General features: G+C 37.3%; 31 protein-coding genes and 1 pseudogene. 7 read left to right on the top strand and 25 right to left on the bottom strand.

Features of this window, described 5'->3' with window-relative positions:
* Positions 1-14: 14 nt before the first annotated feature.
* The 5 genes and pseudogenes from NST91_RS05355 to NST91_RS05335 all read right to left on the bottom strand — a co-directional run bounded on the left by NST91_RS05355 (position 15) and on the right by NST91_RS05335 (position 4513).
* Positions 15-962, bottom strand: a complete 948-nt coding sequence (locus tag NST91_RS05355; RefSeq protein WP_341330321.1) for a cation diffusion facilitator family transporter — start codon at positions 960-962, stop codon at positions 15-17.
* Between the two features lie 12 nt (positions 963-974).
* Entirely contained in the window at positions 975-1283 is a 309-nt protein-coding gene (locus NST91_RS05350) for an ArsR/SmtB family transcription factor (RefSeq protein WP_341330320.1), read from the bottom strand.
* Between the two features lie 17 nt (positions 1284-1300).
* Positions 1301-2346, bottom strand: a pseudogene (locus NST91_RS05345) (flavin-containing monooxygenase).
* A gap of 167 nt (positions 2347-2513) precedes the next feature.
* Positions 2514-3077 (bottom strand): GNAT family N-acetyltransferase, encoded by a 564-nt coding sequence (locus NST91_RS05340; protein WP_341330319.1) that lies wholly within the window; start codon positions 3075-3077, stop codon positions 2514-2516.
* A 338-nt stretch (positions 3078-3415) separates the two neighbouring features.
* Entirely contained in the window at positions 3416-4513 is a 1098-nt protein-coding gene (locus NST91_RS05335) for an FAD-dependent monooxygenase (RefSeq protein WP_341330318.1), read from the bottom strand.
* A 182-nt stretch (positions 4514-4695) separates the two neighbouring features.
* Between NST91_RS05335 and NST91_RS05330 the strand changes: the two genes are divergently transcribed.
* Positions 4696-5529 (top strand): polysaccharide deacetylase family protein, encoded by an 834-nt coding sequence (locus NST91_RS05330; RefSeq protein WP_341330317.1) that lies wholly within the window; start codon positions 4696-4698, stop codon positions 5527-5529.
* 75 nt (positions 5530-5604) lie between these two features.
* On the opposite strand, the gene NST91_RS05325 is transcribed toward NST91_RS05330, so the two are convergent.
* The 8 genes from NST91_RS05325 to NST91_RS05290 all read right to left on the bottom strand — a co-directional run bounded on the left by NST91_RS05325 (position 5605) and on the right by NST91_RS05290 (position 11651).
* Entirely contained in the window at positions 5605-7068 is a 1464-nt protein-coding gene (locus tag NST91_RS05325) for a DHA2 family efflux MFS transporter permease subunit (protein ID WP_341330316.1), read from the bottom strand.
* 144 nt (positions 7069-7212) lie between these two features.
* Positions 7213-7776, bottom strand: coding sequence for a TetR/AcrR family transcriptional regulator (locus NST91_RS05320; RefSeq protein WP_341330315.1), 564 nt, complete (start codon positions 7774-7776; stop codon positions 7213-7215).
* 215 nt (positions 7777-7991) lie between these two features.
* A complete protein-coding gene (locus NST91_RS05315; RefSeq protein ID WP_341330314.1) occupies positions 7992-8513 on the bottom strand; it encodes a GNAT family N-acetyltransferase in 522 nt (173 codons plus the stop codon).
* Positions 8514-8708: 195 nt separating this feature from the next.
* On the bottom strand, positions 8709-9227 hold the full coding sequence (locus NST91_RS05310; protein ID WP_341330313.1) for a toxoflavin lyase-like VOC family protein: 519 nt from the start codon (positions 9225-9227) through the stop codon (positions 8709-8711).
* Positions 9228-9248: 21 nt separating this feature from the next.
* Positions 9249-9536 (bottom strand): hypothetical protein, encoded by a 288-nt coding sequence (locus tag NST91_RS05305; RefSeq protein WP_341330312.1) that lies wholly within the window; start codon positions 9534-9536, stop codon positions 9249-9251.
* 97 nt (positions 9537-9633) lie between these two features.
* The gene (locus NST91_RS05300; protein WP_133372279.1) at positions 9634-9813 is read right to left on the bottom strand and encodes a hypothetical protein; all 180 of its coding nucleotides are present in this window, start codon (positions 9811-9813) and stop codon (positions 9634-9636) included.
* A gap of 156 nt (positions 9814-9969) precedes the next feature.
* Positions 9970-10788: an SDR family oxidoreductase gene (locus NST91_RS05295; protein ID WP_341330311.1), complete on the bottom strand. Its 819-nt coding sequence runs from the start codon at positions 10786-10788 to the stop codon at positions 9970-9972.
* A gap of 695 nt (positions 10789-11483) precedes the next feature.
* A complete protein-coding gene (locus NST91_RS05290; RefSeq protein WP_341330310.1) occupies positions 11484-11651 on the bottom strand; it encodes a hypothetical protein in 168 nt (55 codons plus the stop codon).
* 334 nt (positions 11652-11985) lie between these two features.
* Here NST91_RS05290 and NST91_RS05285 point away from each other — a divergent pair, with 334 nt between their 5' ends.
* Together NST91_RS05285 and NST91_RS05280 are read left to right on the top strand one after the other, a co-directional pair.
* Positions 11986-13311, top strand: a complete 1326-nt coding sequence (locus tag NST91_RS05285) for an alkaline phosphatase (RefSeq protein WP_341330309.1) — start codon at positions 11986-11988, stop codon at positions 13309-13311.
* Positions 13312-13421: 110 nt separating this feature from the next.
* Positions 13422-14396 (top strand): hypothetical protein, encoded by a 975-nt coding sequence (locus tag NST91_RS05280; RefSeq protein WP_341330308.1) that lies wholly within the window; start codon positions 13422-13424, stop codon positions 14394-14396.
* A gap of 25 nt (positions 14397-14421) precedes the next feature.
* Here the strand turns inward: NST91_RS05280 and yiaA are convergent, their stop codons facing one another.
* The 4 genes from yiaA to NST91_RS05260 form a co-directional block, all read right to left on the bottom strand.
* Complete coding sequence (gene yiaA, locus NST91_RS05275; RefSeq protein ID WP_341330307.1) at positions 14422-14886, bottom strand: inner membrane protein YiaA; 465 nt, start codon at positions 14884-14886, stop codon at positions 14422-14424.
* Between the two features lie 134 nt (positions 14887-15020).
* The gene (locus tag NST91_RS05270) at positions 15021-15329 is read right to left on the bottom strand and encodes a hypothetical protein (RefSeq protein WP_341330306.1); all 309 of its coding nucleotides are present in this window, start codon (positions 15327-15329) and stop codon (positions 15021-15023) included.
* 99 nt (positions 15330-15428) lie between these two features.
* Positions 15429-15740 (bottom strand): hypothetical protein, encoded by a 312-nt coding sequence (locus tag NST91_RS05265; protein WP_341330305.1) that lies wholly within the window; start codon positions 15738-15740, stop codon positions 15429-15431.
* A gap of 16 nt (positions 15741-15756) precedes the next feature.
* The gene (locus tag NST91_RS05260) at positions 15757-16020 is read right to left on the bottom strand and encodes a hypothetical protein (RefSeq protein ID WP_341330304.1); all 264 of its coding nucleotides are present in this window, start codon (positions 16018-16020) and stop codon (positions 15757-15759) included.
* Positions 16021-16225: 205 nt separating this feature from the next.
* Between NST91_RS05260 and NST91_RS26285 the strand changes: the two genes are divergently transcribed.
* Entirely contained in the window at positions 16226-16435 is a 210-nt protein-coding gene (locus NST91_RS26285; protein WP_440273785.1) for a YjcZ family sporulation protein, read from the top strand.
* Positions 16436-16556: 121 nt separating this feature from the next.
* Here the strand turns inward: NST91_RS26285 and NST91_RS05250 are convergent, their stop codons facing one another.
* The 3 genes from NST91_RS05250 to NST91_RS05240 all read right to left on the bottom strand — a co-directional run bounded on the left by NST91_RS05250 (position 16557) and on the right by NST91_RS05240 (position 18266).
* Positions 16557-16862 carry a hypothetical protein gene (locus tag NST91_RS05250; RefSeq protein WP_341330303.1) on the bottom strand — a complete coding sequence of 102 codons (306 nt, stop codon included), beginning with the start codon at positions 16860-16862 and terminating at the stop codon, positions 16557-16559.
* 602 nt (positions 16863-17464) lie between these two features.
* Positions 17465-17797, bottom strand: coding sequence for a YnfA family protein (locus tag NST91_RS05245; protein WP_341330302.1), 333 nt, complete (start codon positions 17795-17797; stop codon positions 17465-17467).
* Between the two features lie 94 nt (positions 17798-17891).
* Positions 17892-18266 carry a nuclear transport factor 2 family protein gene (locus NST91_RS05240; protein ID WP_341330301.1) on the bottom strand — a complete coding sequence of 125 codons (375 nt, stop codon included), beginning with the start codon at positions 18264-18266 and terminating at the stop codon, positions 17892-17894.
* Positions 18267-18496: 230 nt separating this feature from the next.
* On the opposite strand from NST91_RS05240, the gene NST91_RS05235 reads away from it, so the two are divergent.
* Complete coding sequence (locus NST91_RS05235; RefSeq protein ID WP_341330300.1) at positions 18497-19030, top strand: GNAT family N-acetyltransferase; 534 nt, start codon at positions 18497-18499, stop codon at positions 19028-19030.
* A gap of 52 nt (positions 19031-19082) precedes the next feature.
* Here the strand turns inward: NST91_RS05235 and NST91_RS05230 are convergent, their stop codons facing one another.
* Positions 19083-19550 (bottom strand): GNAT family N-acetyltransferase, encoded by a 468-nt coding sequence (locus NST91_RS05230; protein ID WP_341330299.1) that lies wholly within the window; start codon positions 19548-19550, stop codon positions 19083-19085.
* Between the two features lie 197 nt (positions 19551-19747).
* Here NST91_RS05230 and NST91_RS05225 point away from each other — a divergent pair, with 197 nt between their 5' ends.
* Together NST91_RS05225 and NST91_RS05220 are read left to right on the top strand one after the other, a co-directional pair.
* Positions 19748-20290, top strand: a complete 543-nt coding sequence (locus NST91_RS05225; protein WP_341330298.1) for a sigma-70 family RNA polymerase sigma factor — start codon at positions 19748-19750, stop codon at positions 20288-20290.
* On the top strand, positions 20271-21239 hold the full coding sequence (locus NST91_RS05220; RefSeq protein ID WP_341330297.1) for a DUF4179 domain-containing protein: 969 nt from the start codon (positions 20271-20273) through the stop codon (positions 21237-21239). Before NST91_RS05225 ends, NST91_RS05220 begins: the two co-directional genes overlap by 20 nt.
* Positions 21240-21342: 103 nt before the next feature.
* On the opposite strand, the gene NST91_RS05215 is transcribed toward NST91_RS05220, so the two are convergent.
* The 4 genes from NST91_RS05215 to NST91_RS05200 all read right to left on the bottom strand — a co-directional run bounded on the left by NST91_RS05215 (position 21343) and on the right by NST91_RS05200 (position 25183).
* Complete coding sequence (locus NST91_RS05215; RefSeq protein WP_341330296.1) at positions 21343-22872, bottom strand: malate:quinone oxidoreductase; 1530 nt, start codon at positions 22870-22872, stop codon at positions 21343-21345.
* 715 nt (positions 22873-23587) lie between these two features.
* Positions 23588-23968 (bottom strand): DUF1232 domain-containing protein, encoded by a 381-nt coding sequence (locus tag NST91_RS05210; RefSeq protein ID WP_121446499.1) that lies wholly within the window; start codon positions 23966-23968, stop codon positions 23588-23590.
* 103 nt (positions 23969-24071) lie between these two features.
* Complete coding sequence (locus NST91_RS05205) at positions 24072-24314, bottom strand: glutaredoxin family protein (RefSeq protein ID WP_099361506.1); 243 nt, start codon at positions 24312-24314, stop codon at positions 24072-24074.
* 14 nt (positions 24315-24328) lie between these two features.
* Positions 24329-25183, bottom strand: coding sequence for a pirin family protein (locus NST91_RS05200; protein WP_341330295.1), 855 nt, complete (start codon positions 25181-25183; stop codon positions 24329-24331).
* Between the last annotated feature and the right edge of the window lie 113 nt (positions 25184-25296).

Raw genomic sequence — 25296 nt, 5'->3', positions numbered from 1 at the left:
CCCCCTTAAGATTTCTATACTCTCATTTCCCCATGCTCAATTGATGATTTTTCAATTTGAATAGTGGTATGTTCGATTTTGAATTTATCACGTATTTTATCAATGGATTGCTGTAAGATTTCCTGGCTGTCATAGTCGTCTTTGATTAATATATGACATGTGAGAGAGTCGATGCCTGATGTGATCGTCCAGATGTGAAGATCATGAACATCTATCACTCCTTCAATTTCTTCTAGGGTGGCTTTCACTTCTTTTTGATCAATCGTAATCGGCGTACCTTCCATTAAAATATGAATTGAGTGTGTTAACACACCCCAGGCACTTTTTAAAATTAAGATTGCCACAATTACAGAAATAATGGGGTCCGCTATATACCATTCAAACAACAGCATCAAGAGTCCCGCGATTATGGCACCCACTGATCCAAGTGCATCTCCAAGAACATGAAGGTATGCGCTCCTCAGATTCACGTTATTTTTTACATCGCCTTTACTAATCAATGACCAAGCACTTAGTATATTCGCGAAAAGACCAATACCAGCAATGATCATCATCGTCCCACTGGCCACAGTCGGAGGTTCGAAAAATCGTTGAACCGCCTCATAAACGATAAAGCCTGCAATGACAAACAATGTAACTGCATTAAATAGAGCGGCTAAAATCTCAAATCGGTAAAACCCATAGGTTTTCTTCGGAGATGCAGGTCGGGTAGCAAACCAAAATGCGACTAAGCTTAACGCTAATGAACTCGCATCACTTAGCATATGACCTGAATCCGATAGTAAAGCTAGACTGTTTGTAATAAGACCACCGAAAAATTCCAGCAGCATGATTCCCGTCGTAATGACCAAAGCGATGAGTAAGCCTTTTTTGTTGCCCTCTCTAACTTCATCAAAATGATGATGATGATGGTGACCATGATGGTCGTGTCCGTGATGATGGTGATGATGGTGATGTCCCATCAATTTCCCCTCCTATTCATGTTCAATATGATGAATGACTTGGTGGAGCAAAGTAATGACATGTTCATCATCATATGTATAAAGAAATGTATTCCCCTCGCGTCGGTACGTCACTAAGCGAAGATTCCTCAGTAAGCTAAGTTGATGGGATACTGCTGATTGTGACATTTCGAGGACTTCCGCAATATGGGTAACCGAACATTCCTCTTGTGATAATAAATAAAGAATTTTAATCCGCGTTGGATCCGCAAGTGCTTTAAAAATACGTGATGCTTCGCCAATGGTGGTTTGAGATAAAAAGGAATGATCTTTTTGTTCCACTATTTAACCCTTCTTTCTTACTTTTGCTTGGTTACCTGTATATGCTGTGCTATGTACTTTGCATCATCGGCTACTCCTTGGAGTAAGGCTGAGCCTCTTCTTGTTTGCCAGGGTAATCCTAAAAAATAAAGACCCTTTATCTTGGTGATTCCTTTTATATGCTCTGGCTGACCGTTTTCTTGTAATGCGTTCGGAATTTGTAACCACTGATAATTAGATTTAAATCCAGTTGCCCAAACGACATTAGGAACGTTAAGCTCACTTTTATCTTCAAAAATGAATGTTTCATCTTTTATACTAATAGTTCTTGATTTTATCGTCACTTTACCAGATTTGATGGCTGTCTTTAATTCATATCCAAAAATCGGATCAGGACGTTTTTTTATAAAATTACCTAATTTGGATGTTGTACTAGCTTCGAGTATACTAAATTTATCAAACCACCAAAAAATGCTCTTACCACCAAGGTCCTGCGGGATAAAGTTGAATTTTTGACTAGCCGAAAGATAAACAGTTCGCTCTTTTGCTAACTCAACAGCAATTTGTGCACCGGAGTTTGCTCCCCCCACAACCAATACAGGTCCGTCTTTGAGTTGTGTTGGATTTTTGTATTGTGCTGAATGGATTTGAAATACTTGATTGGATAAGTTCTTTGCAAAGTATGGGATCGATGGTTCTTGAAACGGGCCAGTTGAATCACTATATTTTTAGCAAGGATTACTTCTTTCGACGTTTCAATTTTGAAACCATGTTCTACCTTTGTAACGTTTGTGACTGTTGTATTTAATTGGGTCGGAAGCGAATGGTATGATGCGAATTTAGCCAAATAATCGGCAACCTCATCCTTTGATGGATACTCTTGCCTTGGACCTTTCATTTTGAAATCAGGAAGCTCACTATAGGCTCTTGGTGTAAAAAGGGTCAATGAATCATATCGATTTATCCATGATTCCCCGATTTCCTTCGCTTTATCTATAAGTAGAAATGACTGTTTGGCTTGTTTTAAATAATAACCTATGGCTAAACCCGCTTGACCGGCTCCGATTACCACAGCATCATACATGAATATCCCTACTTCATTTAAAGTATATGAGCATATGCTCATATATAATATTATGTAATTGTTTGAAAGGTGTCAATTAAAATTGGAAAAACTTTGTGGGACAATGAACCTGTCCATGTGTCCCATTAAAAAAACCTGCATTTCTTTAGGAATGCAGGTTCGAGTTCTTATTTTTCTTGTTCCCATTCTTCTCTTAGCAACCCCATCCGGATTGAGTCGTAGTAGAAGCCATTATAGTAGCGACATTTTCTCATACGCGCCTCGAGTGTCATGCCAAGCTTTTGGCCAACCTTGACCATACGATGATTACCTGACCATGTCGTGTATCCGACTCTTTCGATGTATGGGATCGTTTCAAATAAATAGTTTATCCAATGCTTCATCGCCTCGGTTCCGTATCCATCCCCCCAATATTCCGGAAGATAGATAACAATACCCATCTCAAGCCATCTTGTGGCTTCACTTTCCCAATAGAAAATAACGGATCCGATGATTTGACCATCGGCTTCAATAATCATGTGATCTAATGGGTGGTGTTGCATGGCTAGTTGATGTTCAGCCTTTTTTAAATACGTTTCTTTATCTATGTACTTATGTGTGAAATAAGGCGCATCCCACTTTTTCCATTCTGGATTTGGGTTACCGTAGCGCAGTTCCCAAAGTACGGGTAAATCTTCTTTTTCAACTTGACGTAAAGTGACTTTTTCTCCTTTTACTTTAACTAGATTCATCTTGATCCCCCTGCTATCTTTCTAAACGTTAATTTCCAATATATTACCTATATATATGTTTTATTCGGTATCAACAGAGAAAATCCTTTCTTTTATTTAAACCGTAACTGTGAAAAAATACTCGTACCTGATCGCTAAACGAAATGGGCGGTAAGGGTACGCAATCGCCTGAATCGTGCCTGATCTCCAAACGAAATGGGCGAAAGGGGAACGATAGCGCCTGAATCATGCCTGATCGCCAAACGAAATCAGAAAAAGGGGAACGCAGGCCCCTGAATTTACTGCTTTTAGCTTTTTTTCGGCATTAAAAAAGCATGCAGCGTTTTACTACTGCATGCTTAATTTCCAACGACTTCTAGGAAATTCTCTATGAATGCCTCTTCTTTTTCAAACTGCATTTCTTGTTGTTGTTCGATTTCCACGCGTCTTACAAGCTCAAATTCTTTTAATCTTGTTTCACTAAAATCGCCTGCATTTAATGCTTGTTCGAGAATTGGTGCCAATACATGTGCATCTTTAATTGCACAGTTAATGCCAATCGCTGCTGTTGGTGTCATGGTATGGGCTGCATCTCCAAGGATGATGAGGCCATTTTTTACCCAAGTGTCTGCATTTGAACTAAAAACTTTTAGGCAGACGAAGTTCTTCCACGATTGAATCTGCTCTCTTACAGTTGACTCTAATTCTGGAAAGCTTGTTAAAAGTGGCTCCAAAAATGGCTCTAGCGGCTGCTTTCGCAAAGAATTGAATGTACCTTCTGGAATGTTCCAACCAATTTGAATCATCCCACCTGTTTGAGTAAACAAAGCTAGTTGATGTCCATTGGCAAGAACCATTTTTGTTGAAGGCTCCCAATCAGCAGGTGCCGGAATTTTAGCCCATAGCACATCATAACCATGTGATTCCTCTGAAGCCGCAATACCCGCAAGTTTTCGAACAGTTGAGTAACGGCCATCCGTTCCCACTACGATTTTACTCGCAATGTTGATTTCTTCTCCATCTTGTTTCGCTTTTACACCTGTATAGTGTCCTTGATCATCCTGAACTACCCCCGTGACAGTTGTGTTTACAAGCAACTGAAAGTTTGGAAACCGTGCTGCTTCGTTAGAAACAGCCCTTAAAAAATGGGGCTGCGGTATATGAATACCAACGTGATCCTCAGTTGTTGGAGTGATTGTTTTTACAATATGCCGACCATTAATATATTGAACCTTCTTCATCTTTAATAATCCAAGTGCTTCTATTTTATCGAAAAGTTGATGTTCTTTTAATATTGCTTCGGTTTCTGCGTTGATGTGCTCACCTCTAAATTCACGTTCATTTCCAGAAGTACGCTCAACTACGATTGTTGATATACCCTTCTTCGCCATTAAATAGCCAAGTAGAGCACCCGCAGGACCCCCGCCCACAATACAAACATCTGTCTGCAAATTCATGTTATCACCTTCTATTATAATCGTATGATGCAAAAAGGTTTCCTAATAAGAAACAAAGTTTACTAAACGATAATTAAATGATAACAATCAGGTTTTATTTGGTCAACTGATATTCATTTCCATAAATGATTGTAATAAAATAGAGAGTAATGATTTGGAATATTTTTCAAGGGGAGAGTTGAATGAATAAAATCCTTTTACTGATTGTGATTGCTTGTGCCCTATTTTTAGCAGGCTGCAGTGGCGAGCAGACAGGACTATCGCAACAGGTGAATGAAGAAGATAATACATCACCAAAACAAGGAGAAACCGATGAGAACGATGATGCACCGGCAGAAGAAACAGAAGTAGATGAAGAAGATACGCCATCAAAGCATGTAGAAGAAGAAACAAATACTGAACCTTTTGAAATAGATACAGCGACTTATGAGGATGGGGAACTTACAATTCATTATCCTCAACTAAATGAAATGCAGAATAAGAATATTGAGCAGGAAATCAATACTCTTATTAAAGAAGACGCAACGCTTTTTATAGAGCAATATCATGGTAGTGACTCTTCCCTTGTAATGAATTACGAAATCCTATTACCAAATGCTGATACTTTTAGTATTCAATATACTGGTGATTATCATGGTGGGATGTATCCTACAAGCCTCCTTTTCACCACCACTATTGACTGGAAAAAAGGAGAAAAAGTAAGGCTATCGGATAAGTATGTAATTGATGCAGGTTTTATTGAAAAATTGCGAAATGCACCTTACATTGATTGGGAAAATCCAAAAGAGCCAAATCAGGAAAAACAGGCTGCTATTGTTGAATACTTAAATACTTTTAATTTACAAACGCTTATTGATGCCATTACGAAAGCGGATTATCCAAATCCTGAAGAAAACCCTTATGGTGTTTTTTCATACTTCCTTGATGATGCTGTTATCATAAGTATTCAAGTTCCACATGCACTTGGAGACCATGCTGAGTTTAAGCTGAAACTGAATGATTTGGTGAAAAAATAAATAAACCTAGAGAAAAGCGCTTAGTGGAAACTAGCGCTTTTTTTCTTTTGGTTTGTTTCGCCAATCACAAAAAGTTCATACATTTCTTAATGACACAGGTTCTGTCGCCTTTACAGTTGACGTAGATTTTTCCCCAACAGCGGACCCCTTTTTTACAAATAAAGATAAAATGAATGTACTAACTGAAATTCCAGTAACAAAGTAGAATGCATATTTTACACCTGCAGCTAAAACTACCGGATTTGATGCAGCAGGAACTTCTGCTACATAACTTCCTTGACCAGCTGTAAATAACGTAATCGCTATCGCTGTACCTGCTGCTCCAGCTACTTGATTCAATGTGTTCATTGCAGCTGAACCATCCGCATATAATTCACGGGGCAACTGGTTAAGTGCGTTTGTTTGTGATGGCATCATTACCATTGTGATCCCAAAGAAGAAAAGCATAAATGCAACGATTATTTGCCAACCAGGAGTTGATGCTGATATGACAGAGGCAAACATGAAATTTGCAATTAGAATCACAACTGAACCCATAATAACGAACACACGTGGTCCGAATTTGTCAAATAAAGTTCCAACAATCGGCGACATCACTACATTGACGGCATTACCAGGAAGTAATAATAACCCAGCCACTGCTGCACTATACAATAATGCATCCTTTAGGTACATTGGTAAGAGAATACCCGCTGATAAAATCATTAGGATACCGAGGAACATCGTCGCTGTTCCCAAAGTAAACATAGGGTACTTAAATACACGTAAGTTAACCATAGGTTGAGCCATTTTCATTTGGCGAACGCCAAATAATAGAAGCGCGATGATCCCAATAAGGAAAGGTGCCCAAACGATTGGAGCTGAGATAGGAGCTTCGGCCATCGATGCCAATGCGTAAATTAATCCGCCAAAACCGATTGATGATAAAGCAACTGATGAAAAATCAATTTTAGGTTTCGTAATTTCTGATACATTTTCAATCTTAACTACTGCAAAAAGTGTCAATAACATATATAAAAGAGTGCTAATCCAGAAAATATATGGCCAACCTAACGTACTAATAATGACTCCTGAAAGTGTTGGTCCTAAGGCAGGTCCTAATGTAATAACAAGCCCCATAATCCCCATTACCACTCCACGTCTATGAACAGGAAAAATAATTAAAAGAACACTCGTCATCACTGGTATTAAAACACCCGTTCCGATTGCTTGCACGATACGGCCAACTAATAATATTGCAAAATTTGGAGATAGGGCAGCTAATACCGCTCCTAAAAGTGAAATAACTAATCCCCCAATTACTAATTGTCTCGTAGAGAACCATTTCATCAACAGGGCAGAAATTGGTACTAGTATCGCTAAAACTAATAGATATCCTGTGGTCAGCCATTGGGCAATTGCAGGTTTAACTGAAAATTCACCCATAATATTTGTTAAGGCCATGTTTAATGCTGTTTCACCAAACAATCCGATAAAGGTACCAAACATTAAAATAAATGCCATCATCTTAGGGCTTTTGACTTGTAATAGTGTATTCATAAAAATCTCCTTATTCTTTGATTTGACCTGAGTTTGGTCTATTTTTGGCAAAATAAAAGCCAATCCCTCTTCTACCTGAGCTGTGCTCATGAAAAAGTGGAATTAGCCGTTTTTCAAAAACCATATTATTCTTTTTTTGGGTACTTAGCACTTACCATGTAATAAATTTGGAAGTACTTGAGAAATGGTTACTAGTGGATGGCTTGATTTTTGTGTTAAACAAAGCATCATTCCACCCTCAACAATCGCCACCATCGCGAGGGCGATAGAATCCGCCGCTTCTCTCGAAAATCCATCTGCTACTAATTTGTTCGAATAAATCTGTTGCATTTTATTATATAAAAGAGAACAAGCATTGCGGACGGGCTCACTTAGCGAAGCCATCTCGCTGACAATACTGCTAAACGTGTATCCAGCAATCGTTCCTTCAGTTTCAAAATGAACGATTAATTGATCAATCATAGCGTTGGTAGCATCTATTGTGTTCGGGCACCGTTCAAATATCGCCTCAATGTCCTGAGTAATGGTTGCATTCAGTTCTTGGAGGCAAGCAATAAGCAATTCCTCTTTTCCATTTGGAAAGTGGTGATAAAGCGAACCTTTTGAAATATTGCATGCTTTTAAAATTTCATTTAGTCCAACACCTATATAACCCTTTTGCTGGAAGAGCTTTGTCGCGATTTCGATTATCAGCGATTTTGTATCCATTCTCCGTAGTACACCTCCACCATACCAACCGGTCTGTTTGTAACTTTACCAAAAAATTTTCCTTATAGTCAAGTGTTTTTTGCTATGAATATAGTGTTAACCATCAATTATGTATAATAAATTATCTTAAAAATAGCAAAAAAACAGCATTAATCCGGAGAGAATTAATGCTGGTGCGAAGGAAACTATCTAGTTCTAACCTTAAGCAAAAGTATCTAAATTTCTATCCAAAACCTTTTAATTACATTTCCATCTTCTTCGATAAAGTCCGTATCAGGTACCCCACCGTTATTTACTATTGTTTTTAATGAACCTATATTATCCTCATCACAAACAACTAAGGCTTTTTGAATCCCAAGTTCTTTCGCTTTTTCTAAAGATAACGCTAAAAGTTTCGATGCGTACCCCTTACGTCGCTCAGAGGGACGGATTCCATATCCAATATGACCACCACTGTTGAATAACGTTTCAGTTAATCGATGGCGGATATTTACTGCACCAATTACTTTTTTATTTTCACCAACTAACCAAAAGGTCGAGTCAGGTACCCAATTTTCCGGGAGATTTTCTCCTTTTTCAGCATCAAATAGAGATTGAAGCATATCTTGAAAATTTGATGGGTCTTTACTAATCACCCAAGGTACCATATCTTCATTACTTTCTTTCCATTCATTGTAGAAAGATAGATATTCAAATTGATAGTCTAGTGATGGCCGAATTAATGTTACTTGTTGCATATACATTCACCTTCCAAAATAATTAAAAAACAAAATAGTGGTTATTATTCATACACTTCTATCAGATTTTCAGAATTAACTATAATTTTTCTGCCATCTGTTGTTAAAATTTCAATTGGAAATATTGCAGAGATTTTATCGGAAAAGATCCATCTTCTCCCGGGTTGATTTAAAATGATGAATACTCCTTTTGATTTATCTCCCATGTAGTGATGTTTGACTAAGTGGATTATTGTCACGCTCATTTATACCAATTTCTATTAACCGAGTGCCAGCACTAATTGCATCATTTACTGTAAGTCCTATTTCACTAATATTTATCACATTGTCTATCGAGAATGGCTTTGCTTCTTCTTTTGGGCCCTGCCTTGAAATGAACTCTACAATATTCCCAGCTGGATCGTAAAAATAGAAAGCATGTGCGGAAAAGAAAGAAAAATAGACTTCATCACCCCCATCCTCCACATTTAGTTCCACCCTCTCTTTGACCCATGACTTAGCTTCACTAAACTGGTTAGAAGGAATATTAAAGGCAAAGTGATAGAACGGATTCCCTTTTACATTTTCCGTAGTAAATTCTAACTGGCTAGAACCTACTTTAATTCGAAAGCTACTTTTATTTTCATTAATTAATGGAAATCCGAAAAGGTCAGCATAGAACTTCTTCATTTCATTCATATTATCTGTTTGTAATTTTATTAACTGTACTTCCATGTTGAGACACTCCTCTACAAATTACTGATTCATTACCGAAAATCCTATCCACCCAATAAGAATAAAATTTGGAGATACCAGCAAAATGGATAACCATTTTACTTTTCTGGCTAGGGACACGGCAGCCCCGACATAAAACAATGGAAATATAAGTCCCCATATTTCAAAACGTGGTGTAGCTGCAAGATATAGTGACAGTGGTACTATAAGCACAGCTGATATTACGAGTAATAAAGGTTTTCTTTTATAGATTGATAAAACAGAAAGGATAAGTGATACGATCATAAACGGCCAAAATAGAAATGCCATAGGAACCTCCAATTTGTAAGAAATGACAACTGTAATATTACTTTAGTTCAACAAAAAGAGGTGTTAATCCTTCTTTGATTAACACCTCTTTAGACGGTTATGTTTTTAATATGAGTAAAACAATGAGAAATATGATAAGGCCAATCATAAATATCGTACCAAGACTTGCGCTGTAGACAACATACACATTTACATGAAGGATCACATGGACAATCAGAATAACGAGTATCAAAATCAGCAAAAGAATTGCTACACTAATATTCTTATTCCTATTCAAAAAATCAGCACCTTAACGAAAAGATTAGGAAGGCTTGTATTATAACGTTTATTCTTCAGTTCATGACAATATTCCTAAAACTCCCTAATCTGAGTGTGATTCCGGTAAAGCATTTATCGTTTCTAAGACTGGTACGTACAGCTTTAAACTCCTCCATCAGGAAGGATGACGCCAACGTCCAAAGCCTCCTTCTGTATTAATAATTTGTCCGGTCATCCACGAAGCTTCATCCGTTAATAACCACGCAATAAGACGCGCTGGATCTTCCGGCTGCCCAATCCTTCCAAATGGGAACATGGGTTTAAGATGTTCCCATAATTCCTCGGTCATATACCCCGTATCAACTGGTCCCGGGTTCACGGTATTCACAGTAATGTTTTGATCAGCCAATTGATCTGATAGTGTCAGCGTTACATCAGCAAGCGCTCCCTTCGAAGCAACGTAGGCAACTTCTCCTGGCATGGGACCTAATCTTTGTCCCGAGGTCATGAAAATAATTTTTCCTCTGCCTGATTTAGGATCATGTTGAGCTGCAAAATATTGTGCGAGTAGAATGGACGAGCGTGCATTTACAGCCCAGTGTTTATCTAACATTTCTACAGTCAGTTCACCAAGTAAGCCATCGCTACCACTCATTGCATGATTGCAAACAAGAGCATCTATATGTCCATATTTATTACGGATTTCATCCATCACCCTTTTTGGTTCTTCAGGCTCTAAAAAATTCCCGCTTATGTCATATAGAAATGCACCTTCTATTAGCTCTGCGTTAATACCTTTCAGTACTTCACTCAAATCATCCGCACCCCATGATTGATCTTGATCGTGCGGCTGGAAATGATGAATCATAACAGATGCTCCCCATGCAGCCACTTGGCGGGCTATCGCATACCCAATCCCTTGGCGACGGCTAACTCCAGTAATTAGTACATTTTTCCCTTTAAGTGGATATTGGTCTCGAATGAATTGGCTCATCAAACGTGATCTCCCTTTTATTTAGATTTGGATTACTCTACATTACTTATAAAGTAGCATGTGCTTCCAGAATTTACATCCGTTTTTTTAGCTATTCTTTTTAAAAAAGGCTTTTTTCTAAAAGATTTTTGCTTTTATATGTAGGGTGATTTCCACTCCTGGTACTCGCTTTCCGCGGGCGATCCGCAAGCCTCCTCAACGAAATGTGGAGGCGGCTTGCACAGAAACGAGAAAATTGGCCGACTAAAGCGCCACGTCCTGTGGCGGAGTCGGCACTAGCACGTCCTGTGCGTCGGAGACTCCGACAAAGAGGAGTTTTTTGCCTCTGAAGGAGGAGTTGAAATTTCTCGAATTTCTAGCCGCTGCAACTGGACAAGTCGCTATGTTCACTGCGGTGTCTCACCTGGCTCACTATTCCCGCAGGACGTTGAATTGCTTCCTTGAAGCTACACCGCACGAAGAAAATGCAAGCATTTTCGAGGATCTCGTACCATCCACTGAAATCACTGAAAGGACAATAATATACCCCTTGCATAATCGGCTCAAAGAGCAACAAAGTTTACGAAAATAACCTAAAAAAACAATAAAAAATGCGCTGTCGTAGACAACGCACATGGAATCGTTTAAACAATTCATACACATTAAATCATCTTTTTTACGTTAGTTTCCCCCATCCCAAACATACCCTTTTATCATTATACTTTCTTCTTCTCTTCTTTAACTGTCAGAATTTCAGTGTCTTGCCCCAATTGTTTTCGGATATGTTTTCTCGCTTCCGCCGATGTTCTTGCGTTGACTGACTCAACTTTTACTTTTCCGTCTACCTCTATTTCAACCAGAAAGCATTTTGCTCCACATCTCATGATGAGTCCCCCCTAATCCTTCACTGTTTTAGCTAAAAAAGTAAATATTGTATCAGAAGTGTAAATAAAAGATGTAGGCGTGTCTAGTACATACGAATTACCCCCACTTCCCATCTCAAAAGTCAAACTTAAACTTCCCATCATAACGAACCACTTAACTATACGTAATAGCTAAAAAGATTATGCTAAAATATCTATTTATCTTTTTATAGATATATATGAAGCATGAGGTTTATACCATTTTCTCCTATTAACCTTTTATTTACTTTCTAGTAAAACGATATTCAAACTCGAATTCTATACTAATCCTAACAACATTTTAGGAGGAATAGTAATGAAAAACAAATCAATTAAAAAGAAACTGATCCCGTTTGCTGTTGTATCTTCACTCGCACTTGGAGCCCTTGTTGGAAACTTTTCAGTTCCTGCTGCTGATGCGAAATCAAGTAAGCCAGATACGAATAATGGTAAAGCTAAAAATGTTATTTTTATGGTTCCAGACGGCTACTCTGCTTCATATGCAACGAACTACAGATGGTATAAAGGTGAGGAAACTGTGCTTGATTCAATGCTTGTTGGGATGCATCGCACCTATTCCTCTAACTCAGAGGTGACCGACTCAGCCGCAGCAGGTACAGCTATGGCAACTGGAATCAAAACAAATAATGGGATGATTAGTACATCTCCAGATGGGAAAGATTTAAAAACAATTCTTGAAGTTGCTGAAGAGAAAGGAAAATCATCAGGCTTAGTTGCAACTTCAACAATTACACATGCAACACCCGCTGTATTTGCTTCTCATGTAGCTTCACGTTCAAATGAAGCAGATATTGCACCACAATTGCTAGAAAATGATGTCGATGTTATTCTTGGCGGAGGTAAAAAATACTTCCCTGAAACCTTACTGAATGAGGCCGTCAAAAATGGATATCAATATGTTACAAATCACGATGAGCTTAAAAAAGTCCAGAAATCAAACAAACTTATCGGGCTATTTGCTGAAGACGGCATGGCACCTGAATTAGATCGTGATGAAACCAACGAGCCTAGCCTTGCAGAAATGACAGAAACTGCGATAGACGTTCTTAAAAAGGATAAGGATGGGTTCTTCTTAATGGTTGAAGGAAGCCAAATTGATTGGGCTGGTCATGATAATGATGCTGCATGGGCAATGAAGGACAGTGAAGCATTTGAACTTGCTGTTAAGGAAGCGGTAGAATTTGCTAAGAAGGATGGCAACACATTAGTGATTGTTGCTGGTGACCATGATACTGGCGGGATGTCAGTCGGTGGTTATGGAAAAGGAGATGCAAATCTCGATGTTTTACGTAACGTTACAGCAACTGGTGATTTCATGGAAAGCAAACTGAACGCTGACCGCAGTAATGTAAAGGAAGTGGTTAAGCAATATACAAATTTGGATTTAACTGCTGCCGAAGTGGAAAGAATCAAGGCTGCTAACTCTCCATCGATTGCAATCAATCAAGTTGTTTCTGAACGTGCAATTGTTGGCTGGTCAAGCTCAGGGCACACTGGTACTGACGTTCCTTTATATGCATTCGGACCAGGGTCTCATTTATTTAGCGGATTACATGAAAACACAAACCTACCCGTGTTAATGGCCGAAGCAATGAAAATCAAATTCAAGCCTGGAAAATAATCTATACTATGTAAAAGAGCTGTTAAGATACAGCTCTTTTTTTGTCAAAGAAAATAAAAACACCCTAAACGATGTTATACTAGCAAAAAGGAAAATTAAGGGTGTCATTCATGAAAGATTTATGGGACAAAAATGGGTTGAAGTTGCTGGCATTGGTTGCATTTATAGTTATCCTTTATACGATCTATGATAACGTTCAGGAGCATCGGAAGTTCCTTGAAAAAGCGGAGCAAAATCAAGTTGAGGAGAGGGTTTGGCGTAAGTATGTAGTGAATGGACTATTGGAAGGGCCTAGGTTCTCCGTCCAAATCGGTGTCTTGCCCGATAGTAGTATCCCTACAAAACATAATGATTCCATGATTACAATCTCTAAGGAATTATTTGAAGAAATTGATGTTGGGGATACAATTTCCGGTTATGAGGTTGACGGAAAATTTTATACAGAGACACTGTTAAAAGAGGAAATACGCTGGTTTTATATTTTGTTAACCGTCTTTAGCCTGTATCCCATCGGCTATATTTTATATTGGTTAGGCAAAATTAAAATAATAAGGAAATTATTTTCAACTATTTCAAGACGCTTGTATATTAATAAGATTGCAGGTTTTGTGATTTCTTTACTTATATTTGGTAGTTTGATACTAGCTCTCCTTCTCTTTCTTTCAACAGAAACAAAATTAGCACTTGAAAACGGGTATGAGAAATATTTTGGAAAGAATCATGTTGAAACAATGGCTATTGTTACGGATCGTGGTTTTGATAGGGGAACATCAATCTACAACGAAAATGAGTACTACATCTCCTTGATGTATAAACCGAAGGATCACGAAAGTATTTTTATCGTAAAGGGCGTCACATGGCATAGTTATAAAAAATATACCGAGGAAATGCCAATCGTCTATAATGTCGATAACCCTTATCAGGTCTTTGCTAAAAAGATGGATTTTAGAGATTACACAGCAATCTTGATGACGGATACTGTAACCCTTACGCTTGTATCCATCCTACTCATTATCTTATTAAGTTGGACCCCGTTTTTGTTATGGAAACGAAAAAAACAAAAAGGAAAGGACCATCCATTTTAAACATGGAAGGTCCTCTTTTCATCTCTTAATCTCTTTCTCTTGCCTTTTGTGTATCACGAATGTTCTTTTGAACGGTTATAGCTGCAAAAATACTTAGAACAAATGCCATTCCGTAAAATCCTTTTTCGCTTAAAACGATACTTCCTGCGTTGTAAAGCCCAATAGCCATTAGTGATACGGATACAATGAGTGCAACCCAACTAATTCCATAATAGATACTTGTTACTGGAATTCCCTCTTCTTTGTCTCTTACAGCTTTCTGCAAAGAAACAGATGAATACAGACCAAAAATTAAGATTGCAAAGTAATACCCTTTCTCATTCAGTTCCATTGTGGCGTTAAATAAACCAATAAGATAAGCAGCAACACCAACTAATAACGCTGCCCACGAAGCCCCTTTAAAGGCTGCAGTTGGTTCCCCTTCTTTCCGCTCTACCTTCACTTTTGGTTTTTCTTGTTTGTCTTTATCTACCAAAATCTCATTTTCCATCAAATGTTCCCTCCATCTTTCTTATAAAAAAGGAAGCACTGCAGATGCCCTGTAGTGCCTAAATCCATTATACAAAAATCGCTTACAAAAAATGATAATTTTTTCGTTTTTTTACATCCTAAATTTTCGACATTTTAAGATTCCAAATATTTTTGGAGTAACCGATAGCCCCCGATGATCACATAAGAAATGAATCCAAGAATGATGATAAGTCGGATTATGATATGATCAATAATAAAGAGGACGAATACCATTGTTATAAGTAAAATACCTACGCGTGCCATAAATTTCGTATAACGAATGGCATGTTCCGAAAACTCAGGTTTTCCCTTATACATCCACCTTTGCCCGAATAACATACTTTCCTCTGGATTGAAGTAGGTCCAAATTAACACTGCATATAAAGGAATCATTAATATCAAACACAAAATAACTTCGGCCAAATCAGCTCCCCCTTTTGTGTCTATACGGATCTACCCCTCGTTTAGTTTCAAAATATTCCGTCTTATAAAATCATTTGTATAATCATCTACGTGAACAGCCTAGTTGAAAAGTTTTAACCACCATGGGTAATCGTACTGTCCATCAGAAATTTGAAAAAAACTGTTCATAAATCCTAAATGAACAATGCAGTAACTTTCGAAGACCTTCAATTTTGGGGCATAAGTTGAAAAGATAAAGAAATTTTTCCTTTCTATTTCGATATCAACTGGTTCATTGAAAGATTCTGCTGGGATCTCATTAAAATTTGTATATTCTATATAGTCCTGTTTTGTTGGGTTAAATAATAAGGATAGGATTAAAAAGATCACGAGTAACCCACCCAAACTAAATCTTTTTTTACCCTTTCTCACTTAACAATCCCTCCATTCATAAGAAAAATACAAAATATGAAACTAGTAATAAGACCACCATGGAAAGGATTGCTCTAACCCAGGTTGCTTTTTTACTTACACCCGCTTTAGACTCTAAATTGTTAATATAACCGATTGTGAATATAAAACCGAAAATTACAAGATACCCCTCATATAATTTATCCGAATCAAGTAGCTTAATTGCCGCTAATAAAATTAATACAGTCCCAACTCCCCCAAAAAACATACTTATGTACGAAACCTTTTTATCTTCCTTCACCAAACTAACCCCCAAAACCACGAAATGTACTGGCTACTTATGTAAACAATTTTACCACACAACAATACCAAAATATTACATAAAAGGTTCTCCGTAATACTTTTATCAGCCCGTGACAATGACCCATTTTCTTAGAGAAACGTGGCATTTTGAGACTAGGTGAGTATACTGTAGGGAATCTACACAAGAGAAAGGAAGTAAGAACATGGAGCTAAATTTATCTAACGTAAATGCGGCATCTTTTCATACCCCTTACGTAGCACCACAACCGACATATACAGCCCCAAGCTATGATTTTACCCCTAGTTATGGATATGCTTGTCCTGAACCTTGTAACGATAATACCTTCGTATTGATCGTTGTGTTGTTTATCTTATTAATCATTATCGGTGCTTGCTATTTTCCAAAGTGCTAAATAAAAGCTAGCCTTTAAAAACATCACACAAAAAACAAGAACATGTCTGCCTGATATGTTCTTGTTTTTTGGAGAAGAAGAATTGATAAACTAATTGTAAAATAATGCGATAACTACATGTTTACCAATTAAATACCATCATTATTATTATGTAGATAACAAAAACAGCAAAAAAGACTGTAAGGTAATATGACTTTAGTTGTGCTTTATGCTTACTTTCATAGCTTTTCCAACCAATAAATAGACCTAAAAACATGCCAATAATACCAATCCGTAAAATTGTAATGATATAATCAAATACTGGTTTATATGTTGTTATATGACCACCATCTATCGGTGAAACATCTTTATAATTGACAAATAGTATAGATATCGCCAAGCCAAATATAAGTCCATAAAAACCTGATTTTCTTAATAAACTTTCCATAAACTGCTCTCCTTATTTGCAAGTAGTTAACACAATCAGCTGGTTAACGCTAAGCTCTGATTTAAATTCTCCTTCCTATATTCTGGATAACATCTTATTTCCCTTCAAGAACTCTTGTAAAATGCCAAGCCATTTTGAATGATGTACTCGTTTTTTTCTACTAATCTTGGATATCGGACAGAATTTTGTACTTATCGGACAAAGATGGCAGGATAACGGACAATATTTTGATTTTATCGGACATTGTTGCCAATATATCGGACACAACTCACATTTTATCGGACAAACCAAAATAATGTAGTTGTGAGGATATTGGCACGAATACTTATTATTTTCTTTCATATATTGAGTTTAGGACAACCGTTCATTATGGAGGGATCAATTTGGATAACAATGAAAAAGTTTCGCAGGCGAGATCTGATAATCGAAACTATATAAGAGTGAATAACAATATTAATTTCACAGTGAATTTTGGTGATTCTCTCAATTTTCTTGCCCTTATTGTAGGCGTATTTTTCATTAAAACTGTCACTAAAAATACGAAACAGAAATCCCCAAAAAGAAAAAAGGCGTTGATCCTTCCTTAGATCAATGCCCTTTTGTTATTGTCGTGGTGCAAATAACATCACGGAAACACCTATGATACAAATTCCAGCACCTAGCCAATCGTATAGGTCGGGTGTTTTCTTATCAATACCCCACCCCCAAAGGACAGAAAGAACGATAAAGACCCCGCCATAAGCCGCATAAACTCTACCGAAAGATGGAAAGGTTTGAAAAGTAGCAATCACACCATATAGGGCCAATGCGATTCCCCCACCGATTCCCCAGTAATACGGCTTCCCTTCTCTTAACCAAAGCCATATCAAATAGCCTCCTCCGATTTCAGCGATTCCTGCTATGATAAAAAAGAAAATGGCATGTAAAATGTACATCACGTCCTAGATATGTAATTGAAGTACGTACCTATTATACCAACTATGTATGTTTTTATCTTTGCTAGGCAATGACTTATAAATTTCGTGAAATTTATTCGTTAAGTACTTCACTCAACTTCAATGGTGAGATCGTCCCTTGATGAAAATACAATTGCCATCTTCCTTCAATAAGTTTCCATATGGAACTTCGAAGTGTATTCCGTTTCCTCGTCTCATTGACAATGAAATAGGTTGCTAAAACGACATCTGGTGCCAGGGGATAAATTTCATAGTTATGGAGTGACATTACTGAAAGGTCAATTCTAGATTCAAGACATTCTTTTTTATTAAACATATATCCGGAACTACCAATCTCAAAGAAGTCATCTGCTAGTAGTTTATCTAGCTCCTCACGTTTTTTTCGAACTTCTATATTTAAATGCATTTCCTCTAATTCTTTCAATTTTTGCTTTAACTTATTTTCCATAGTTTACAAAATCCTCCTTTATGCTCTTCCATTCTATGTTTTTATTCTACTTAAACTTTCGTAACCCTTTATCACTTTGCAATTTCCTACAAAGCATCATTGACCCATGTTCCATAGCCTTCTAAAATGAAGGTATTATAGGAGTAGGCTATCATTTGGTAAACTTCTGTTTAGAGCTGGGATGTGTACCATTTATACATAAAAAATATACCTAGAATAGAGGATTATATATGGAAATAGTAATAAGACAAGAACAAACTGAAGATTATTTTCAAACAGAAGAAGTTGTAAGAAAATCTTTTTTAAAAGAAGAATACAGTGATAAGACAGAGCATTTTCTCGTAAACCGGATTCGAAAATCAGATGCTTTTATACCAGAACTTTCATTGGTTGCCGTTAATCAAAAAGATGAGATTGTTGGACATATCATTCTTTCAAAAATTAAGATTGTGGATGGAGACCACTCCGTCGAATCACTGGCACTTGCCCCCGTTTCTGTTGCACCAGAGTATCAAAGAAAAGGGGTTGGAAGCCAATTAATCCGTTCTGCACTTAATAAGGCAAAGGATCTTGGATATCAGTCAGTTATTGTACTTGGACATAAAGATTATTATCCTATGTTTGGCTTCAAACAGGCGAATCGCTGGAATATCAGAGCTCCTTTTGATGTACCGAATGAGGTATTCATGGCTCTCGAACTAACTGAAGGTTCTCTTGATCATGTTCAAGGACTTGTTCAATATTCGAAAGCTTTTAAAGAATAATAACGAGGGGTGTCCAAGGGTCTATAGGTTCGACCTTTGGGCACTCCGTTTCTTATTTTATTTTCAAACAATAAATCGGCTCAGGATGATGGCCCTCTTCTACCTCTCCGGTCGGGATAAACCCCGCTTTTTCATAGGTTCGTATTGCACGTTCATTATTATAGATAACAGATAGATAGATTTCCTCACATTGATAGGCACCTACCATATCCTCAATAATTGCATTTAAAACAGGGGTTCCATATCCTTTTCCTTGATACCTATGCCCTAACATCATACTGATTAATTCATATCGATTTGTTTCCTTTTGATATCCATGAGAGGCAAAACCAATTAGTGTATCGCCATTATAGATTGCTTTTGGAGTGAAACCAAATGTTTGGCATAGTGCAAGAAAATATGTATTGGAACCCACCCATCTTTCGTAGATTTGGATGTACTTTTCTTGGTTTTCATCAGATTTTAAATTGATAACATCATAAAAATTACCCTCTGTGACATCAACTAATTTAATGTTCATGGAATTTCTCCTTTTTAGTTAAAAATAAATTTACCATCCTATTTATTCAACAAATGTAGTGTTCTTCCTTCACAGAATAGGCGACAACGGGAAGTTTTTCTTTCGACAAAATGATATATTACTATAAATAATACATTTAATTGAAACTTTTTATTACATATCATACCTCTAATAGTTGAAAGGAGGTTAAGTAGGAAATGTCATATTCTACGAACATAGTTGAGTTGGCCATTGCTGGTGACAAACAAGCATTTGAACAGCTTATAAAATCTGAAAGTGAAAAGTTATATAAAATTGCCTATTTACATATGCGGAACAAAGAGGATGCACTTGATGTCATACAGGAAGCCACCTATAAGGCCTATATTTCCATCCATCAACTGAAATCACCCGCTTTTTTCAGTACATGGCTTGTGAAGATTTTAATGCGAACTGCTTATAAAGAACTTGCACGTAATAAAAAGGTGATAAAGCTTCCCGAGGAAACATTAGAGTATTTAATCGAATCAAGCCAGACACCTGAAACGAACCTAACAATCGATTTATCAGAGGCACTTTCGTCGCTAAATATGAACTATCGAAATGCTATTTTACTTTTCTATTATTATGACTTGCCAATTCGAACGATTTCTACGATTCTGGATAAACCACAATCAACCATTAAAACCTATTTACGTAGAGCAAAGGCTGAATTAAGAAAAACGTTAGGGGCTGATTATTATGGAAAAAGACTTATATAACGATATTGAAATACCGAAACAAGAACTAAATTTTGCGATTAAAAAAGGGATCGAGCGCGGTGAAAGGTTCCGTCGAAAAAGAAAATACATACGACCACTAAAACGCACAACTTTTTTTGCTACTGGGGCTGCAGCTTTACTCCTAGCATCCGGATTTATTTTTACACCTGTTAATCAGGTTCTTGCTCAAGTTCCAATCATTGGGAGTATCTACGATAATTATCAAATGACAATTGGTCAGAATTTGGCAGCTGAGCAACTAATAACCGAAATGAATCAAACCGTTGAAAATAATGGGGTCAAAATGAGTATTACATCGATTTTTTATGATGGCTCCTATGTTGGTTTAACCTTTAAAGCATCTGGTGACAACTTGTCTGACACATTTGGCGGAGAAACAGGACCAGAGTCTGGGTACTCCTATAAGATGTTTGACGGAAAAGATGAATCTGGATGGGGTTCAACTATGGGGACCATAACGAAACAAGGCAATGAATATGTGGGTGCAATGATATTGAATAACCCCAACGAGAATAGTCCAGACGAGCTAGAAATCCCAATTACGTTCACACATATGGCCGGCGTAAGAGGGGAGTGGTCCTTTAATCTTTCTGTTGAAAAATTACCTTCGCGGAAAATTGTACTTAATGAAACCATGCACTCTACTAATAAGGGTTATAGTCTGCTTTTTCATGATATAAAGATTGGAAAAACAAACGCTATGCTAACTTATGAAGAATTATCAACAGCTGGGATAGAAGGTGAAAATCTACATTTTAAGGTTGTTTCTGATCAAGGTGAAAAATTATCACTCCATACCGTTTCAGATTCTATGCTTGTCTTTGAAATTGATAGTAAAAATCCACCAAAGTATATTGAGGTAATTCCTTCGTATGATATTGGCAATGAAGAAATTAATTTAGATGCATTAAAGGTTTATTTGAATTAAGAAATACAAAATCCGGACTACTGAGTGGTTCGGATTTTTTACATAAAAAACCTCCAATCCCAATCAAGATTGAAGGTTCTTTTTATCTATAAATCGTAAGTGGTTAACTTAGGACAAGTTCCTTTTGTTTTTTTTCTACTTTCTCTTGTTTTTCGATTAAGCCAAGTGCTTCTCCAGTTGAAGCATTGATTTTCGCCAGTAGGTCTGGGTGTTCCATAAGGGATAACCCATATGAAGGAATCATGTCTTTGATTTTTGGCTCCCATTCTAGCATTTGTTGTGGGAAGCACTTTTTAATGATTTGAAGCATAACATGAACAGCAGTTGATGCACCTGGTGATGCACCTAGTAACGCTGCAATTGAACCGTCAGCTGCGGTAATCACTTCAGTACCAAATTGAAGGGTTCCTTTGCCGCCTGCTTCAGTGTCTTTAATAACTTGAACACGTTGGCCAGCTACGATTAAATCCCAATCTTCGCTTTTTGCGTTTGGGATAAATTCACGGAGTTCTTCCATTCGTTGTTCTTTTGATAACATAACTTGCTGAATCAAGTATTTTGTTAGCGGAATTTCTTTTACCCCTGCAGCTAACATCGTTAACAAATTATCATGTTTGATTGATGTAATTAAATCCATATTGGAGCCTGTTTTTAGGAACTTTGGAGAGAATCCCGCAAAAGGTCCAAATAGTAATGACTTTTTGTTGTTAATATATCTTGTATCAAGATGTGGAACAGACATTGGTGGCGCACCAACCTTCGCCTTTCCGTATACTTTGGCATGATGCTTTTCAATCACTTCCGGATTATTACATACCATGAAAATCCCACTTACAGGGAATCCACCAATATGTCTTCCTTCAGGAATACCAGACTTTTGGAGTAGATGTAGGCTTCCTCCACCGCCTCCAATGAAGACGAATTTTGCTTTATGATGTTCAACAGAACCACTACTTTGATTTTTCACCTTCAAGTCCCATAGACCATCACTTGTACGTTTCACATCTTTTACACTGTGGTTGTAATTAATTTGGACATTTTTATTCTTTAAATGTTCAAACAACATTCGTGTTAAATTACCGAAGTTCACATCTGTACCAGCATCTACTTTTGTAGCAGCTATTGGCTCATTTGACGAGCGATCCTTCATAATGAGCGGAATCCACTCTAAAAGTTTTTCCGGATCTTCGCTAAACTCCATTCCTTGGAATAACGGATTTTTTGACAGCGCTTCAAATCGCTTCTTTAAAAATTCGACATCCTTTTCTCCTTGAACCATACTCATATGCGGTAATGGCATGATGAAATCTTGTGGGTTTTGGATTAAGTTGTTCTTTACAAGATATGCCCAAAACTGCTTGGAAACTTGGAACTGTTCGTTGACATTAATTGCTTTCTTTATATCTAATGTTCCGTCTGGTTTTTCAACAGTATAGTTAAGTTCACATAGTGCAGCATGACCTGTACCAGCGTTATTCAATTCGTGAGAGCTTTCCTCTCCTGGTTTATCGAGCTTTTCAAAAACGGTAATGTTCCATTCAGGCACTAGTTCCTTCAAGAGTGTCCCTAATGTCGCACTCATGATACCAGCACCGATTAAAATGACATCTGTTTTGGTTTCTATGTTGCTCATATTTATCAACCTTTTCTTTTAAAATTTGGACAAAAAAGATGAAGGCGGTCACAAAATCGGGCTCACCATTATTAGACATTCTCTTTCTCGTCTCAATTAAGGCCATTTTGGATGGCAATCTTATCAAATGCGCCTTGGCGTATTTGTGCCCAGATTTTTTTCGAGCTTGCTCGAAAGATTCCATTGAAAATCTGTGGCATCCGCCGGAGGCTTAACTTTATTCAGACATGTTTTAAACGCTCACACAAATTTAAATTCCTGTGTTTTCGTACCAATTAACTGAAGTAAGAAAACTGAATAAAGTTATAGATTAATATTTCATTACTATATGATAATTATAGGCTATTTAAAAGCCAGTTAAAAGTAAGAAGTTTATTTAGAAGTTCATGGCTCCGATAATACAGCCTTGCATCTTCAGTTGTATGAATGGAATACTAATAAACTCTTATTCTTCATTCCATCCTTTGTTATTATAACATGAAAAAAAGCAGAAACATCAAATTTCATACAAAATAAATCATAATAATTTGACAAGTGACAGCGCTTTTCCGGCCAATACGCTATCGTACAACGCAAGAAAATCTACTTTATCACTCATATTTTTTACTTCATCTTGAGTAATGCTTTTTCATCACAATCAGGATGTTCAGGGCAATTGCCAACAAAGATTACTTAACGACCAAAAAAAACCTGTATTTCACTTTGAAATACAGGTTTAAAGTATATATTGTGATGCTTTGACAATCATCCAGATCAAAATTAAAGCCCATATGAACAGGATAAGTATCCCTGCAACCCAGTTTTTGGGTTTACCGTTTTTCATCATTTCTTCTGCTTTCATTTCGCAATCTGCAATCACTGCACTTGGGATCATTTTCAATGCAAACATGATTCCAATTGGGACAAGGATGACCTCATCAAGGTATCCGAGGATTGGTATAAAATCTGGGATTAAGTCGATCGGGCTGAATGTATAAGCTACCACTCCAGCAGTAAAAAGCTTAGCATACCACGGAACCCTCGCATCCTTATATGCAAAATACAAGACGAATATTTGTTTTTTCAAGCGTTTTGCCCAGCTTTTGATTTTCTCCATAAGTTCACCCAATAATTTTGTTTCCTTATTTTATTCCCATCTTCTTTAGGGGTGTATACTTTAGGATTTCCTACTTGTACCACTTTTAACCATTGCAAAGAGATTAGGATTTTTTCAACGGTTCTAATAGTTCAATAAGTTCAGGGGTAAATCCTTTAACAGCGCGGTCACCTACAACTGTTACAGGGACACCTAGAAAACCAAAGCGTTCCACTTCCTTTTGGTAGACCTCGTTTTCTGCAATATTTCGGAGGTCAAATGGAATACCATTTTCAGTGAGAACCTTTTTAACAAAAGTACATTCGACACAGTCATTTGTTGTATAGACAATTACTTCTTTATTCATTGTAACAATACTCCTTATTCTGCCGGCGGGCCAAATTTTCCTGCGTGATAATCACGGTATGCTTGTTGGACTTCTTCCATTGAATTCATAACAAATGGGCCATAAGCGACAATTTCTTCGCGCAGTGGCACCCCTGAGTAAACAAGTAATTTTGAACGACTATTTGCTGATATTTCAAATTCACTTTCGTTTTTACCATTTTCGTTAAAAGTAAGGGTTCCTGCCCCTGTTTTTTTCAGAGGTGTTTTACTTTCACCAAGCTCTACTTCACCGGAAAGTACATATACAAACCCATTGTGATTTTCAGGCAGTATGTGTTTGTATGTCATACCCTTCGCAAGTGAAATTTCAGTCATAGTAATGGGGACCAAGCTATTCATCGGTCCTTTAACCCCCGCTATGTCTCCAGAGTAGACCTTTAATTCCCCACCTTCAATTTTCACATGAGGTACATCCTCTATATACACATTTTGGTAGGAGGTTTTTGTATTTTTTAGGGAACTCGGTAAGTTCAACCATAACTGTAGTGTATGAGCAATATCTTGGTCAACTGGCTCCTCAGCATGTCTTGCACCACTGCCAGCATTCATATATTGGATATCGCCAGCCTCTAAAATTGAGTTTCCACCGTGGTTATCGATATGCTCCAATCGTCCATCAATTACATAGGTAATCGTTTGAAACCCTCGGTGTGGATGGTCCGGAAATGCGCCGCGCTTATACCAGTCCTCCGCCATAATTAAAAACGGGTCAAACTCCTCAAACCGATTAGGCGGTAGCACAAAGCCTTGCTGTATATGTGGATACCCATTATTGTTGTATTTTATATACCAATGCTTTTTAAGATCTCGTTTAAAAAGGGAACTCATTTCGTTCACTCCTTGCTTGTTCATACTTGTATTCTTTCCTATTTCCATTTCATTTTGACACTTTAGGTGAATTTGTACAAAAATTACGCTTCGCCTTCAGACCTCACCTAGTA

Source organism: Ferdinandcohnia sp. FSL W7-1320 (genome assembly GCF_038050315.1).
Classification (GTDB): Bacteria; Bacillota; Bacilli; order Bacillales; family Bacillaceae_L; genus Ferdinandcohnia; species Ferdinandcohnia aciditolerans.
This window is presented reverse-complemented; position numbering and strand designations above follow the sequence as displayed.